The sequence below is a fragment of the Paenibacillus sp. 2003 genome (genome assembly GCF_031455635.1).
Classification (GTDB): Bacteria; Bacillota; Bacilli; order Paenibacillales; family Paenibacillaceae; genus Paenibacillus; species Paenibacillus amylolyticus_B.
In genome coordinates, this window is record NZ_JAVDTB010000001.1 from 2,377,520 (window position 1) to 2,392,298 (window position 14,779).

The 14,779-nt window shown below is 44.7% G+C and carries 14 protein-coding genes and 1 riboswitch; of the genes, 4 read left to right on the forward strand and 10 right to left on the reverse strand.

Annotated elements, in window-relative coordinates; translation table 11 throughout:
* Positions 1 to 49: 49 nt before the first annotated feature.
* Entirely contained in the window at positions 50 to 340 is a 291-nt protein-coding gene (locus J2X75_RS10225; protein ID WP_310336155.1) for an HNH endonuclease, read from the forward strand.
* 112 nt (positions 341 to 452) lie between these two features.
* On the opposite strand, the gene J2X75_RS10230 is transcribed toward J2X75_RS10225, so the two are convergent.
* The 5 genes from J2X75_RS10230 to lpdD form a co-directional block, all read right to left on the reverse strand.
* A complete protein-coding gene (locus J2X75_RS10230) occupies positions 453 to 1,190 on the reverse strand; it encodes a DUF4247 domain-containing protein (protein ID WP_091029419.1) in 738 nt (245 codons plus the stop codon).
* A gap of 12 nt (positions 1,191 to 1,202) precedes the next feature.
* Positions 1,203 to 1,709: a DUF4178 domain-containing protein gene (locus J2X75_RS10235; RefSeq protein WP_076210134.1), complete on the reverse strand. Its 507-nt coding sequence runs from the start codon at positions 1,707 to 1,709 to the stop codon at positions 1,203 to 1,205.
* Between the two features lie 23 nt (positions 1,710 to 1,732).
* Positions 1,733 to 2,134, reverse strand: coding sequence for a DUF350 domain-containing protein (locus J2X75_RS10240; RefSeq protein ID WP_036613690.1), 402 nt, complete (start codon positions 2,132 to 2,134; stop codon positions 1,733 to 1,735).
* A gap of 95 nt (positions 2,135 to 2,229) precedes the next feature.
* Positions 2,230 to 2,901 (reverse strand): PspA/IM30 family protein, encoded by a 672-nt coding sequence (locus tag J2X75_RS10245; protein ID WP_310336157.1) that lies wholly within the window; start codon positions 2,899 to 2,901, stop codon positions 2,230 to 2,232.
* 111 nt (positions 2,902 to 3,012) lie between these two features.
* Positions 3,013 to 3,354 (reverse strand): prenylated flavin chaperone LpdD, encoded by a 342-nt coding sequence (gene lpdD, locus J2X75_RS10250; RefSeq protein WP_051447323.1) that lies wholly within the window; start codon positions 3,352 to 3,354, stop codon positions 3,013 to 3,015.
* Positions 3,355 to 3,508: 154 nt separating this feature from the next.
* Between lpdD and J2X75_RS10255 the strand changes: the two genes are divergently transcribed.
* Positions 3,509 to 4,300, forward strand: a complete 792-nt coding sequence (locus J2X75_RS10255; protein WP_310336159.1) for a polysaccharide deacetylase family protein — start codon at positions 3,509 to 3,511, stop codon at positions 4,298 to 4,300.
* A 106-nt stretch (positions 4,301 to 4,406) separates the two neighbouring features.
* Here the strand turns inward: J2X75_RS10255 and J2X75_RS10260 are convergent, their stop codons facing one another.
* From J2X75_RS10260 to J2X75_RS10270, 3 genes are all read right to left on the reverse strand, one after another.
* Positions 4,407 to 5,078, reverse strand: a complete 672-nt coding sequence (locus J2X75_RS10260; RefSeq protein WP_091029414.1) for a 3D domain-containing protein — start codon at positions 5,076 to 5,078, stop codon at positions 4,407 to 4,409.
* 2 nt (positions 5,079 to 5,080) lie between these two features.
* Positions 5,081 to 5,277, reverse strand: a riboswitch (cyclic di-AMP (ydaO/yuaA leader).
* Between the two features lie 217 nt (positions 5,278 to 5,494).
* Positions 5,495 to 6,217, reverse strand: coding sequence for an amino acid ABC transporter ATP-binding protein (locus J2X75_RS10265; RefSeq protein WP_017688094.1), 723 nt, complete (start codon positions 6,215 to 6,217; stop codon positions 5,495 to 5,497).
* Positions 6,204 to 7,640, reverse strand: coding sequence for an ABC transporter substrate-binding protein/permease (locus tag J2X75_RS10270; RefSeq protein WP_373419913.1), 1,437 nt, complete (start codon positions 7,638 to 7,640; stop codon positions 6,204 to 6,206). Before J2X75_RS10270 ends, J2X75_RS10265 begins: the two co-directional genes overlap by 14 nt.
* A 210-nt stretch (positions 7,641 to 7,850) precedes the next feature.
* Here J2X75_RS10270 and J2X75_RS10275 point away from each other — a divergent pair, with 210 nt between their 5' ends.
* Both J2X75_RS10275 and J2X75_RS10280 read left to right on the forward strand, forming a co-directional pair.
* Positions 7,851 to 9,026 (forward strand): M20 family metallopeptidase, encoded by a 1,176-nt coding sequence (locus J2X75_RS10275; RefSeq protein WP_150366720.1) that lies wholly within the window; start codon positions 7,851 to 7,853, stop codon positions 9,024 to 9,026.
* 265 nt (positions 9,027 to 9,291) lie between these two features.
* Complete coding sequence (locus J2X75_RS10280; RefSeq protein ID WP_310336165.1) at positions 9,292 to 11,058, forward strand: alpha-glycosidase; 1,767 nt, start codon at positions 9,292 to 9,294, stop codon at positions 11,056 to 11,058.
* A gap of 147 nt (positions 11,059 to 11,205) precedes the next feature.
* Here the strand turns inward: J2X75_RS10280 and glgA are convergent, their stop codons facing one another.
* Both glgA and glgB read right to left on the reverse strand, forming a co-directional pair.
* Positions 11,206 to 12,648, reverse strand: coding sequence for a glycogen synthase GlgA (glgA, locus tag J2X75_RS10285; RefSeq protein WP_124115246.1), 1,443 nt, complete (start codon positions 12,646 to 12,648; stop codon positions 11,206 to 11,208).
* Positions 12,645 to 14,651: a 1,4-alpha-glucan branching protein GlgB gene (glgB, locus tag J2X75_RS10290; protein ID WP_310336168.1), complete on the reverse strand. Its 2,007-nt coding sequence runs from the start codon at positions 14,649 to 14,651 to the stop codon at positions 12,645 to 12,647. Before glgB ends, glgA begins: the two co-directional genes overlap by 4 nt.
* Positions 14,652 to 14,779: the final 128 nt, after the last annotated feature.

Consider the following 14,779-nt stretch of genomic DNA (forward strand, 5'->3'; position numbering starts at 1 on the left):
AAGGCATTTTGTCTGCCCATAATATAATTGACAAAGGGAGGCGATGATCATGAGTAAACGATGTGAATTATGCGGAAGAGAACCTGTGAACACGACCGTTCATCATTTGACACCCAAAGAAATGGGAGGAACATTTCTGCCAACGGCCAACCTGTGCATCCCCTGTCACAAACAGATTCATTCGATATACACGAATCGCGACATTGTAACCCTTGGTCTCACGGACTTGCAATCCCTGAGACAGGATGAACGAATGATTCCATTTATCCGCTGGATTCGCAAACAGCCTGCTACAACGATTCCCCGTGTACGCAAATCCAATCATGTTCGCAAATCGTAAACCAAAAAGAACAGCTCCAAGGTCATGTGCCGGCGAGGTGAATCCGCCTTCCCTTTTCACTGTTCTTAAATGAATTATGCGATTGGCAGCCATCCTTATGATTAGATGTTTATTATCTTCGCCTCTTAATTCGGCCGCCGCCCACTCTGGTTTTTGGTTTTTTGTAGGATTTCTTAGGTGAATCAAACAACCCACCACTGCTCTTGTTGCGATCAATGGTTCCCTTGCTCTGATCTTTGTTGCGGTTGAATAATCCTCCGCCAGATCCCACGCTTGAATCTTTATCGCTTCCGCGCCTTGTAATCGTACCTTTCCGATCAACAGTAATAGGTGGAGCAAGCTTCTTGTCATTACTTGTTGGTGCACGATAAGATCCTGCACTCGGTTTATACGTATCTTTATTGGTATATCCTCGATAGTTGCCATAACCTCGCCCGCCAAAAGAATCGAACAGATTACCAATTAATGTAGCGGTAAGGTACCCTTGTAAAAAAGATGAATCGTAGTTCTGCCGAACATATTCCTTGGAGTCCACCTCAACCAAGGTATCCTCCGGCTTGTTCGGGTCTTGTTGCAGATGATAATACTCGTCCTGATACACGAGGAACATACGCTCTGTGTTCTCTGCCGAGATCTGATCCGGTTGCCTTTGGTCAGACAATTCCTGAGCCACTTCCGGAACGGTACGGTCTGAAGCCCGGTACACATAGGACGTTGAGTTACCACTGCCGTTAACCGATTCAAGCGGATATGTGTCCTGAACAGAAGGTGCTCCGCACGCGGACAACAGAGACATCACAAGGCTGAGGACCAGCATTAATTTTAATCCATGTGCCAAGCGTTTTTTCATTGGGAACCTCTCCTAGCTCGAACGAATTACTTTGATATCCGCAGGAAGAATGGACTCACCCTCATACAGTGTAAACCTTCTGTCTTGCCACTCCACCCGAAGAAGCATATTATCATCCGACTGATACTGCCATACCAATTGTTCTCCAGCCTGGCCATATGGAGTTCTACCTGCCGTTGATACCATGCCTCCATACTCTTCCTCCAGATGAAATGCGCGTCCATCCAGGTCCAGCAATGTAGGCACCTCATCAGGTGCATCAAGCCTGCCATCAATTGGTGTATATAGAGCGTAACGTGTGAGTTCCCGTTCTTCGATATGCAAATATCGAAATGCGGTACCATCCTGCAGCGTGAGCACAACTGCATTTCGAGCGCGATTTTGTACCCGACCAACGACTTCATAAGTGACCAGAGAAACCTCACAGATATCACCAGGTGCAAGCTGAAGCATCGTTTTCTCTGCCTGCGGTGGTTCAGGTTTTGTTAGTATTCCTTTAATTCGTTTCCATACACTCATGAGAATTACTCCTGTTCCTTATCTTATAAACAAGCTGCAATAATCAGTGCGCCCACGATATGTAAAGCGCCAGAGAACAACCCGTATCCTGTCTTCCCTTGCTGAATTCCTGTATCCAGATCCAGATTGGCCCATTTGCGAATCATAAAGTGTACAACACTCTCCAGAATCAACAAAATGATAAAGGATACAACGGAGACCAACAATGCTTCTCCAAGATGACCAGCCGTAGAAATGGACGTAGCGAGTACATACCCTTGTGCAAATAATTTCATAACCATCCGTGTAGTAACGGCCATATTGCCAGCCTTAACTTCAGCAAAATCCTTATATTTCGTGAACAGTGAATCTACATACATCAAGACAAACAGCAAAACCGAACCAGATCCGGTCCAGACCAGCATCGCCAAAATATTCAAATCCATTTACACAGCCCCCACATATCAACATGAACCGCATTTAAAAGCGAAGGAGAAATACTCTTCTCCTCCGCTGGTTAACCCTGCTGACAACCAAGGTATTAGTTCTTATTATGGTACTGTTTCATCAATGCTGCGAGTTCGTCTTCAACAGCCTGATCTTTACCCAACTTCTCGAACTCTTCATCCAAAGACTTGCCTTTGGAAGACATTTCGTTACTTGCTTCCGCCTGTGCTTCCATCTGCATCATTTTCTCTTCCATACGCTTCATACCAGCACTTGCAGTATCAGAACCAAACCCATTCAACGCTTTGTTGATTTCCGTTTGGGCTTTTGCTGCATTGTAACGTGCTACCAGTGTTTCGCGTTTGTTCTTCATTTGAGTCAGTTGCTTACGCATCTCATCGAGCTTGCCACGCAGGTTATCTGCAGAAGCCTTGTTTTGATCATAGCTGGTTTTGTACTCAGCCATCTTCTCTTCAGCAGCCTTTTTCTCTTCCAGGGCACGTCGAGCCAAATCCATATTCTGAGCACGTGCCGCCGTATGCGCCTGCTCTTCACGTTTCTTCACAAGAGCTTCCTGCTCTTCGAACAATTGCTTGAATTTCTTCTCAATGGCGATCTGTTGAGCTACTGCTTTCTCCGCATCTTCCAGATCCTCTTGCATGTCACGGATATATTGGTCCGTCATCTTGATTGGATCTTCCGCTTTGTCAATAATGGCGTTGATGTTAGACATGGTTAGATCACGCAAACGTTTGAAAATGGACATTATGTTATTCCTCCTAGTCGATATTACATCGTATATAACCATACATACGTAACAATCTACAACTCGTTTCAATTTTAGCAAATAAAATCAAAACATTCGATGGCTCTTATGTCAGGAAGACCGCTTATCTTTGTTCAGATGATCCTCCATCAACCTCTCTGCAGTCTGCACGATTTCGTCGATCTGCATCCGCGTGATGGAATCAAAATGAATACCCATGATCACCGTAACGGTTACTTTCAGCTGCAGGGCAGCCTTTCGGGCAAGCCGCTCACACAGCTCTTGTTCCTTATGCCCCGGAATATGTACCGTCGTCCCGCTGACGCGCTCATGATCCACGTAGAACGTGGCTACGGCACCAATATGCGCCTTTCCTCCGGTAACGAGAAAAACCTTATCCTCTCCTGCTTCAATCACCTGTAAACGTATGGATTTCAAATCATATGTACTCATATCCTATCCACCTATCCTTTTCTATATGTTTTATATGGAGGAATTATGGCTGTCATAAGCTAAATCCGCAATGAAACTTCTCACACTACGCATATTTTATGAGACCCCCGGGCATACCAAGGAGAACGTCATTTTGGAAAAGGAGGCCGTTATTATGCGTGTACGCCTCATTATGCTGATGGTTATCGTTATTTTTCTCGGGGGATATCATGCTCCAGTTTCATCACGGGATGTTTCAAGCCCGTCAAGTGAATCAGTATCAGGTTCGGATTCTGCGGAAGAAGAACAACTGACATTGGGACAGTTACGTCAAAAATATGCCGATACGTTCAAAACGAATGGTCCTTCAACCAAGAAGGTTGCACTGACTTTTGATGATGTACCTGATCCACGGTTTACTCCACAAGTGCTAGATGTATTGAAGAAATACAATGTCAGAGCTACATTCTTCATCGTGGGTAGTCGTGCTGAGAAACATCCGGATCTGGTGAAACGCATCGTTAAGGAAGGGCATATGGTTGGTAATCACAGCTACAATCATCCTGAATTCAGTAAGCTGTCGATGAATGCCTTTCGCAAACAAATTTTACATACCGGAGATATTATTCGACGTTTGGCGGGATATACGCCCAAGATGATTCGGCCACCTTATGGAGACATTAATGAAGAACAGCTGAGATGGGCTGCCAAACAACACTATAGCATTGTGAACTGGAACGTAGACTCCCTGGACTGGAAAGGCCTTTCAAAGGAACAGGTGAAAGATAACATCCTGTCTGCCGTAAAACCTGGCTCCATCGTTCTGCAACATGCTGGAGGCGGTGTAGGATCAAACCTGAACGGCACGATTGAGGCTTTGCCTGAAATCATTGAGGAATTGCGAAAGCGCGGATATGAACTCGTCACCTTGGACGAAATGCTGAGATTGCCAAAGGCCAAAGATTAAGATGACCGTGATAGCAAATAAATGAGAATATTAAAAGGGTGCTGTTCAATCGCCAATTAGCGACAAGCAGACACCCTGTTTGAATTTGTTAGATGTAATTTACTTTCTACTTAAGAATATACAGCTCGATATCCTGGAAACCAAATGTGCTTACGGACTGTTTGCTACCCGGGATAAAGATATCAATCCGATGACCTTTGATTGCACCGCCCACATCACGCGCTGTGGCTACAAAAGCCTGTTTTGGCAATCCTGGATGGCTATGACCAGTTACCAGTACTTTGGTTCCGAGTGGAATTACACTTGGATCAACTGCAATCGTACCCAATTCAAGGTCATTTCCGAAATAATCGACTGCACCCCAGCCTCCATTTTCAGACGGATCTGCAGAGTATGCCGTTGCTTTCACGTTCACAGCTTTGCTGTAATCGAATGTTTTACCCCAGGCCTGAACCACTTTGTTATCTGCATTAACGTCCAAGCTCGCTGTGGTAACTGTTTTGGCTTGGGTCTTGCTCTCCGTCGCCGCGGCAGCTACATTGTTTGCCTTACCGGGAATCGTAATTTTCAAACCACCATAAATGTTGTAAGGTGAAATGTCGTTGTTTGCTTTAACCAACGTGTTCATTGCTACTCCATATTGTTTTGATAAGGTGTAGAAGGTATCCCCTTCTTTGGCCACATGAACTGAATCGGCGTGAGCCGGAACGGCTTGAATGAGCATTGCTGTTGTCAATAATGCTACTGCTGTTTTGGCTATACGTTTCTTGTTAATCATGGTCTTCCTCCCTCATTATGCCTGCGAAGTTAGTTGTCGGATTCGGATGAGGAGCCCACCCTATAGGTTCTTCATTACATTTGAAACGTTATGTACCCCTAATTCACCCCAAGCAGTGTGCTGTAGATCTTCCCCCTGCACAATCTGCATCGTTACATCCCCCGCACTCCCTGTCCGGAAGTTTCGGCAGAGTTCAATATATCACAATTTTGTAACCTGAACTTGTAGTAATTCTTGCCAAATGGTTTTTAGCATGTCATCAACTGTAAGAATACTGGATAATTCAGAAAATTTGGGCGAACCGACTTCTTTATATTTGGTAACAGAAAAGTTACATTTCGAATCTTTAAGTGATTAATGCGCATAAAAAATAGCGTTACCGACTCGAAGTCAGTAACGCTATTTGATTACTTCGTTTAGAGTACTTTGGCAAGAAAATCACGTGTACGTGAATTTTTCGGTGCTCCAAACACCTCATCTGGTGTTCCCTCTTCTACAATAACCCCGCCATCCATGAACAGGATCCGGTCTCCCACTTCACGTGCAAAACCCATCTCATGCGTTACGATGACCATGGTCATCCCGCCTTCTGCAAGACGTTTCATGACATCCAGCACTTCACCGACCATCTCGGGGTCCAGTGCCGAAGTAGGCTCGTCAAACAGCATCACATGCGGCTGCATGGCCAATGCTCTTGCAATGGCGATCCGCTGCTTCTGTCCACCGGACAGCTGATTCGGGAATGTATCTTTTTTATCGTACAAGCCCACGGTGTTAAGCAGATCAGCGGCAATTTTCTCCGCTTCCTGAGTGGATTGTTTCTTCACTTTAATCGGAGCAATCGTGATGTTTTGCTGTACCGTTTTGTGTGGGAACAGGTTGAAATGCTGGAACACCATGCCCATTTTTTCCCGAGTTGCATTAATGTTGTGCTTCGGATCGGTGATTGACACGCCTTCAAAATCAATCTCACCCGAGGTAGGCTGTTCCAACAGGTTCAGACAACGTAAAAAAGTACTTTTACCTGAACCGGAAGGGCCGATGACCACAACAACCTCACCTTTGCCAATCGTCACGTTAATGCCCTTAAGCACATCGTTATTACCATAAGATTTGTGTAATTGTCTAACGTCTATCACTTGCACTCAACTTCCTTTCCAGTCGTCCCAGCAGCTTGGACAAAATGAACGTCATTACAAAGTAGATGGCTGCTGCAATCAAAAATGGACTCAATCCTTGGTACGTAATGTTTTTGACTACACTTGCCTGATACATAATATCCACCATACCGATAACGGAGATAATGGAGGATTCTTTAATGATAGTTATGAATTCATTACCGATCGCTGGTAATACAGCTTTGAAGGCTTGTGGCAATATGATATAACGCATCGCGGCGCCTCTTCCCATACCTAATGAACGCGCTGCCTCCAACTGACCACGATCCACACCTTGGATACCCGCACGGAAAATCTCCGCCAGATAGGCACCACTATTGATTGAAAGTGTAATGATACCTGCCTGAAGTGCAGTGAAGTTAATGCCAAAGCTCAGGGAAAAACCATAGTAAATAATCATCAATTGTACCAGCATCGGTGTGCCACGGATCACTTCAACGTAAGCAGTACCGATCCAGCGCAAGATTGCAGCGTCATGCAAACGGAACAAACAGATGATCAATCCAATAATTACCCCGAAGATAACCCCAAGTGCAGACAACAGAAGTGTGTATCCTACACCTGTAGCATAGAAACTTTTATATTCCCAGAATACTTGGAAAATATTTTGCGATTTGTTCGCTTTATCCGCCATCAAGAGGCTGGCGTCCGTCACCATCTGATTGATTTTATCTTCACTTTTCAATCGCTCCAGTGTTCCATTTACTGCAGCTAGCAGCTCGGTATTACCTTTGCGAATCCCGATTGCCGCTTCTGCTTGCTCTTCGTCCGGAACAGCAGCAGCAAGTCCAATGATATCGTCCAGATAACCTGCAGCAACGGTATCTTCAACGATTGCCGCGTCAATGCGTTTTGTTTGCAGTTGAAGCACGATATCCGAGATTTTATCAAGCGCAGTAAGCTTCGCTCCTGGAATACTCTGTCCGATCGTTTCCTGAATGGAGCCTTTCTGAACGCCAATTTTCGCATTTTCAAGTTCTGCCATGGTTGGATATTTGTCTTTATCCACATTGCGAACCATAATCACTTGTTTTGATTTATAATAGGTGTCGGAAAAATCGATACTTTTCTTCCGCTCATCCGTCGGCGTCATACCTGAAATTACCAGATCAACACGCCCGCTCTGCAATGAAGGCAGAAGACCGTCGAAGCCCATATCCTCAATCACAAGCTCAGCGCCAAGATCTTTGGCAATCTCTTTGGCGATCTCAATATCAAAACCGACGATTTCATCTTTGCCATTAATCACTTTATGGAATTCATAGGGTGCAAAATCGGCACTTGTACCGAGCACCAGCTTTTTACTGCTTGAATTGTCTGTAGTCCCACTTGCAAGTGCCACAGGAACGGCAGTTGTCAGCAGAACGACAAAGGTCAACAGCATCATGGTGTAACGACTTATTAATTTCAACCTTTTTCTCTCCCCTTACAATACTTTGTATGCTTCTCATGTTGATGACTGAGTCATTATAAAGTACAATGCATGATTATGCAATGCATTTTGACATTACAAATCTTGACTTGTTTCTGAAAAATTGAAGCAAACATGATATAATCAATGAATTATTTTCATTTTTGCATAAGGAGTTTACTAATGACAGCTAACAAATCACAAATTCTGACGGTTATTGATCAATATGCTTCCCGTTTTAAAGCCATTTCATCATATATCGGTGCCAACCCCGAATTGGGAAATGAAGAGTATCTCGCTTCTGCCCGTTTGAAAGAAGAACTGGTCTACCACGGTTTCACTGTAGAAGCTCCAATCCTTGGACTGGAGACAGCCTTTATCGGAACCTATTCAGCCGCCAAACCCGGCCCTACCATTGCATTATTGTGTGAATATGACGCCTTGCCGGAGATTGGTCATGCTTGTGGACACCATCTGATCTGCATGATGAGTCTTGGAGCTGCTGTTGGGCTGAAATCCATTCTGGATGAAGTAGGTGGAACGATTAAAGTGTTTGGCACACCCGCTGAAGAGACACGTGGTGCCAAAGTTCCGATGGCAGAAGCAGGTTTGTTCGATGACTGTGATGTCGCTCTCATGGCGCATCCATATTATGCCTACGAAAAGTCAGGCAGCTCGCTGGCCATTGATGCTGTGCAATTTGAATTCCATGGCCGATCTTCACATGCTGCTGCAAGTCCACACGAAGGTATTAATGCACTTGATGCCGTCATTCAAACGTTCAACGGAATCAATGCATTCAGGCAACAAGTGAAAAGCACCGTTCGCATTCATGGTGTGATCAACAACGGAGGTCAGGCAGCTAATATCATTCCTGACTATGCTTCTGCGCAATTTTATGTACGGGCAGCAACTCGCAAAGAATTGAATATCCTCACAGAACGTGTGATTCAGATCGCTGAAGGTTCTGCTCTCCAGACAGGATGCAAGCTGGTGACATCCAATTATGAAACGTCCTATGACGAGATGGTTACCAATGAAGCATTCTCAGCTGCGTTTAGTCAAAATCTGATGGAACTTGGTATCCCGCAAGAAGAGATTGTGAGTGGTAATGATCACGGCTCTATGGACATCGGTAACGTTTCCCTGAAATGTCCTGCAATCCATCCCTACATTCGTGTTGTGGATGAGGTTCATACCCTGCACTCCATAGCCTTCCGTGACCTTGCACTTCAGGAGCGCGCGCTGGATGGCATGATTCTGGGAGCAAAGGCACTTGCTACAACAGCCTATGACGTACTGAGCCAGCCAGAGCTGCTTCAAACCATCCGCACGGAGTTTGAGCAAGCTATTCGCTAAAATTCACTTTCAACATGTTATATAGGGGTGCCCTGAACAATCTTGAATTCCAAGCTGTTCAGGGCACCCTTTTCTATATTAGCTGTAAGTATATTCAGCACGAAGCTGGAAATGCTGTGAAAGAAACCTTTGAAAACGACGAAAATAATACATTTTATTACAGTAAATATGATTCATTTGCTGGCTAACTTGGTTAATTATAACTATAAGTGCGTGTTCAAAAGACCGGTTTTCATAACTTATCCTATATTCAGGAGGTGCTGTCATGCTGCTCGAAGCCATGTATCATGTTCCTCGTGACAAGTGGGCTTATGCCTATAATTCGTCTACCATACATCTGCGCGTACGAACCAAACGAAATGATGTGCAATACGTGACTGCACTGACCGGAGATAAGTACGATTGGAATGGAACGTACAAGGAAATTCAATTGGAGAAGGCTGCTTCTGATAACATGTTTGATTATTGGGAGGCTGCCGTCAAGCCACAATTCAAACGTCTCACCTATATATTTCGGATAACTGCCGGTTCAGAAGATGTTTTTCTTGCGGATAATGGAATTCATTATGAAACCCCCTATCCAACTGGAGGATATTATGAATTCTCGTATATACATGAAATTGATGTGTTTAAGGTGCCCGAGTGGGCCAAAGAAGCTGTCTTTTATCAGATCATGACGGAACGGTTTGCTAATGGAGATCCAAAGCTGAATCCAAAAGAAACTCATGACTGGGGTGGCAAACCTGAGTTGGACAATTATTTTGGTGGAGATCTGCAAGGTGTGCTGGATCACCTGTATGACTTAACTGAACTTGGCGTGAACGCCATTTACTTTACCCCGTTATTCCAGGCCAATTCTTACCACAAATATGACACGATTGATTATAAAAAAGTCGACCCTCATTTCGGCGATAATGCCCTGCTCAAACAATTGACAGAAGAATGTCATCGCCTGGGTATACGTGTCATGCTTGACGCGGTGTTTAACCATTGCAGCGAATACTTCCCTCCTTTTCAAGACGTTCTCCAGAATGGAAAAAACTCTAAGTATGCCGATTGGTTCCACATCAATGAGTATCCGGTTCAGATCAAGGATGGTATACCAACCTACGATACATTTGGGTTCTATGGCAACATGCCCAAGTTCAACACAGCCAACCCTGAGGTTAAGGCATATCTATTGGATGTAGCTGAGTACTGGATCAAGGAAATTAAGCTGGATGGGTGGCGTCTGGATGTAGCGAATGAGGTGGACAACCATTTCTGGCGTGATTTTCGCAAGGTTGTTAAAGCAGCGAACCCTGAAGCCTATATTGTTGGTGAAGTATGGAGCGACTCCTTGACCTGGCTTATGGGAGATCAATTCGATTCCGTCATGAATTATCCATTTGCCGACAAAGTGCTTCAGTTCTTCTGTGGTTCAATGGACGGTTATAACTTTGCCAATGAGATGGGTTCACTGATTATGCGCTATCCGCAACAAACCAACGAAGTGATCTTTAATATGCTGTGCAGCCATGATACCCCACGACTGCTCACCCGGTTAGGAGAAGACAAACGCCGATTAAAGTTGTCGGTTGTATTTCTTTTCACCTATATCGGTACACCTTGTATCTTCTACGGCGACGAAGTTGGGATTAGTGGTGATGCTGACCCGGATTGTCGAAAATGTATGGAATGGGACCCCGCCAAGCAAGACAGAGAATTGTATGATTTCTATCGTCTGATGATCGATTTACGCAAAAGCAATGAAGCCCTGCGCAAAGGACGCTTCCGATTCCTCAAGGCTGATCACAATGATCCCTGTATCGTGTACGAGCGTGTGGATGACAACCTTCACTTTACCGTATGGATGAATAATACACCTCAAGATCGAACGCTTTCTCATCCTATGGAAACAAAAGACTGGAAGGATGCATTAACTGAAGAGCCCGTGTTTCCAACCGATGGAATGATGAATATTAAGCTTGACCCCTATGGGTACCGCATTTTGTACAGGCAGCTTGATCCGGCAACCATCCAACACTACTGAGGTTTAAATTCAGACACTCATATAAAAGAAAAACACTTCCACCGCTCAGATGATGACTTTCATTCTGAACTTTTGGAAGTTTTTTGTTTATTTGATTAAAAAGAGCCACAGCAGGAATGCTGTGACTCTGACTCATTCAGGATTGCATCAGTTTACTGGATCAAGTGTGATCCGACGATAAATGTCCATATATTCCTCAGCTGAGACATTCCAGCTGTATTCTCCGCCCATTGCATTTTTCACAATTTTCTTCCAGTGTTCTGGCTGTTTGTAGATCTCCTCAGCACGCCGAATGGTATTCATCATGTCATGTGCGTTAAAGCTTGTGAATGAGAAACCATTCCCTTCTCCAGTAAACTCATTGTATGCCTGCACAGTGTCGTTCAGACCGCCTGTTTCCCTTACGAGTGGCACACTACCGTACCGCAGAGCCAGTAGCTGACTAATACCACATGGTTCGAACCTCGATGGCATCAGGAAGATATCACTGCCTGCATAGAAACGTCGGGATAACCCATCATTAAACGTGATCTGGGCAGACATTTTGAGCGGATAACGATTAGCAGCTTCACGGAACCAGTGTTCATACATAGGCTCTCCTGTTCCCAGTACCGCGAATTGAATATCATCATAGTACAGCAATTCATCAAGAATACGGCAGACCAGATCAAGCCCCTTAGAGTCGACGAGCCTTGTCACCATCACCATAAGTGGTACATCAGGACGAACAGGAAGTCCAAGTTCCTTTTGCAGCTCAATTTTGTTCTCCGTTTTCTTGGACAGACTGGTTCTGTATTTCACTGGAATTTTGTTGTCCGTTGCCGGGTTGTAACTCTTGGTATCAATCCCGTTCACAATCCCGCTGAAACGATCTCCAAGTGAACTGAGCAGTCCGTCCAGGCCATATCCATAATAAGACGTTTGCACTTCCTGTGCGTATGTTGGGCTTACGGTTGTCACATGGTCAGCATACACAATTCCTGCTTTCAAAAAATTGACGTTACCGTAATATTCGGCTCCATCCACGGTGAAATATCGATCGTCCAGCTCCAGGATTTCACTGAATAACTCATGCGGGAATACCCCTTGGTACAACAAGTTATGTATGGTGAATACCGTACGAATACCACTGTAGAATGAATCGTGTCTGTAATGGGCTTCAAGCACCAAAGGGATCATTCCTGCATGCCAGTCATGACTGTGCAGCACATCAGGCTTGAACTCAATCTGTGGCAACACTTCAAGAACTGCACGGTTGAAGAAGGCGAAACGCTCGCCATCATCCATATAACCGTACACTCCATCACGCCCAAAATAATACTCATTATCCACAAAATATACTGGAATCCCATCATGAACCAGCATTTCTATTCCACAATAGGGTCTGCGCCAGCCAAGAGGCACATCCGTTGTAATTACGGGCTGTAATGCGTCTTTATATTCATCGGGAATTCCCTTGTACTTAGGCATAATCACCCGCACATCTGCCCCGTTCTTCTTCAATGCAAACGGGAGAGCACCGATTACGTCAGCAAGGCCTCCTGTTTTGATAAATGGATGTACTTCAGCAGCAGCAAATAGAATATTCATGCCTTTGTCCTCCTCTTCGGTTTGAGCGTGTTGCTTTCATTTTTATTCTTCGTTTTTGAACTGACGGAAGTTATGCTCGCAGGTGATTCATCCGTTTTCCGACGCGTGTTCTTTTTTAGAATCACGATGCTCAGCGGAGGCAATACCAATTCGAGACTATGCGGATGCCCATGAAAAGGAATCTTTTCGGTAGGCAGTTGCATATCATTAGTAATGCCTGAACCGCCGTAAACGGAATGGTCACTGTTCAGTACTTCGGTATACATACCGGGACGCATGACACCAATCCGGTAACGCTCCCGCTTGACCGGCTGAAAGTTAATGAGCACAAGGAGTGTATCCGCAGGTTTTTTTCCTTTGCGTACGTATGAAATGACACTCTGGTCCTGATCATCCGGAGTGATCCATTCATAACCGTCCAAGGAATGATCAAGCTCCCACAAAGCTTTTTCACTCAAGTACAGGTTAGACAGCTCACGCTCAAACTTATGCAAATTGCGGTGACTGTCATAATCCAGCAAGAACCAGTCCAGTTGATCCTCATCTTTCCATTCGATGAACTGGCCAAAGTCTCCACCCATAAACAACAGCTTTTTCCCTGGGAAAGTCATAAAATAGCCCAGAAAAGCACGCATGCCGGCAAATTTTTGCTCATAGGTTCCTGGCATCTTGTCGAGGAGCGACTTTTTGCCATGAACAACCTCGTCATGCGACAGAGGTAGCACATAATTTTCAGCAAAGGAGTATACGACCGGGAAAGTCAGCAAATGATGTTTGGAAGGACGCTCATGAAAATCAGATTCCATGTAATCAAGCGTATCGTTCATCCAGCCCATGTTCCATTTGTAGTTGAAACCCAGACCACCTTCATCTACAGGTAAAGTCACCATTGGCCATGCACTAGATTCTTCAGCCATCATCAACGCATAAGGGAAATACTTGAACACCGCCTTATTCAGCTGCTGCAAAAAGGCTACAGCTTCCTTGTTCTCAAGACCACCTTCATCATTGGTACGATATTGTCCTGGCTGCTTCTCAAAATCAAGCCGAAGCATACTCGTAACCGCATCAACACGGAGTCCGTCAAAATGATACATCTCCATCCAATATAATGCATTGGAGATCAGAAATGAACGAATCTCAGGTTTCGAGTAGTCAAAGCTAAGTGTGCCCCAGCCCGGCTTCTCTGCTAACATCGGATCTGCATACTCATACAAAGGCGTACCATCAAACATACGCAACCCATGAGCGTCCTTGGCAAAATGTGCAGGTACCCAATCCAGCAATACGCCAATCCCAGCCTGATGTAGTGTATCCACTAGATACATCAGATCTTTTGGATGCCCATAACGACTGGTCGGCGCATAAAACCCTGTGTTTTGGTAGCCCCACGAAAGGTCATATGGATGCTCACTGAGGGGCATCATTTCAACATGTGTATATTTCATTTCTAATAAGTAAGGAACAAGCAAATCAGCCATCTCTCGATAACTATAGAGGCTTCCGTCTTCTTTGCGCTTCCAGGTTCCCATGTGCATTTCGTAAATATGTAGAGGTTTGTTATACATGGCACGTTGTTTGCGTCTCCAGGCTCCATCATTCCATTTGTACCCTTCGAGTGAACTGGTGACAGAGGCTGTCTGAGGTCGAACCTCTGCTTGAAACGCATATGGGTCCGCTTTGAGTAATTCTGTTCCATCTTCCGTTAATATACGGAACTTGTATAAAGTTCCTTCGCTTATTTCCGGAAAAAAACGACTCCAAAATCCTGATTCGGGTATCTTATATAAAGGTTCCTTTTCGCCTTTCCATTCATTGCGGTCCAGAGCCAGTCCCACTTCTACGGCATTTGGTGCCCACACGGTAAAGCGATACCCCTGAAGGCCATCGCAAGTCTCAGGCTGCGCGCCCAACATTCGATAACTGTGATGAAGGTTACCTTCATGAAATAAATAAATATGCTCCGGCAATATGTCCGGGTGTGCTAACGGTTGAATGGCCAAGAGATCACCTTCTTCTCAAGAAAATAGATATAACAGTAACCATTACCCCATTCTAGCCAAGTTGAAAAGAAAAATGCGGTGAATTAGAAAATGTTGTACATTTTCAGAATTTTTACAGTAACAATCGT

Excerpts from the sequence above, each read along its gene's own strand:
- J2X75_RS10225 (WP_310336155.1), top strand. The coding sequence starts at position 50 with ATGAGTAAACGATGTGAATTATGCGGAAGAGAACCTGTGAACACGACC.
- J2X75_RS10230 (WP_091029419.1), bottom strand. The coding sequence starts at position 1,190 with ATGAAAAAACGCTTGGCACATGGATTAAAATTAATGCTGGTCCTCAGC.
- J2X75_RS10235 (WP_076210134.1), bottom strand. The coding sequence starts at position 1,709 with ATGAGTGTATGGAAACGAATTAAAGGAATACTAACAAAACCTGAACCA.
- J2X75_RS10240 (WP_036613690.1), bottom strand. The coding sequence starts at position 2,134 with ATGGATTTGAATATTTTGGCGATGCTGGTCTGGACCGGATCTGGTTCG.
- J2X75_RS10245 (WP_310336157.1), bottom strand. The coding sequence starts at position 2,901 with ATGTCCATTTTCAAACGTTTGCGTGATCTAACCATGTCTAACATCAAC.
- lpdD (WP_051447323.1), bottom strand. The coding sequence starts at position 3,354 with ATGAGTACATATGATTTGAAATCCATACGTTTACAGGTGATTGAAGCA.
- J2X75_RS10255 (WP_310336159.1), top strand. The coding sequence starts at position 3,509 with ATGCGTGTACGCCTCATTATGCTGATGGTTATCGTTATTTTTCTCGGG.
- J2X75_RS10260 (WP_091029414.1), bottom strand. The coding sequence starts at position 5,078 with ATGATTAACAAGAAACGTATAGCCAAAACAGCAGTAGCATTATTGACA.
- J2X75_RS10270 (WP_373419913.1), bottom strand. The coding sequence starts at position 7,640 with ATGCTGTTGACCTTTGTCGTTCTGCTGACAACTGCCGTTCCTGTGGCA.
- J2X75_RS10275 (WP_150366720.1), top strand. The coding sequence starts at position 7,851 with ATGACAGCTAACAAATCACAAATTCTGACGGTTATTGATCAATATGCT.
- J2X75_RS10280 (WP_310336165.1), top strand. The coding sequence starts at position 9,292 with ATGCTGCTCGAAGCCATGTATCATGTTCCTCGTGACAAGTGGGCTTAT.
- glgA (WP_124115246.1), bottom strand. The coding sequence starts at position 12,648 with ATGAATATTCTATTTGCTGCTGCTGAAGTACATCCATTTATCAAAACA.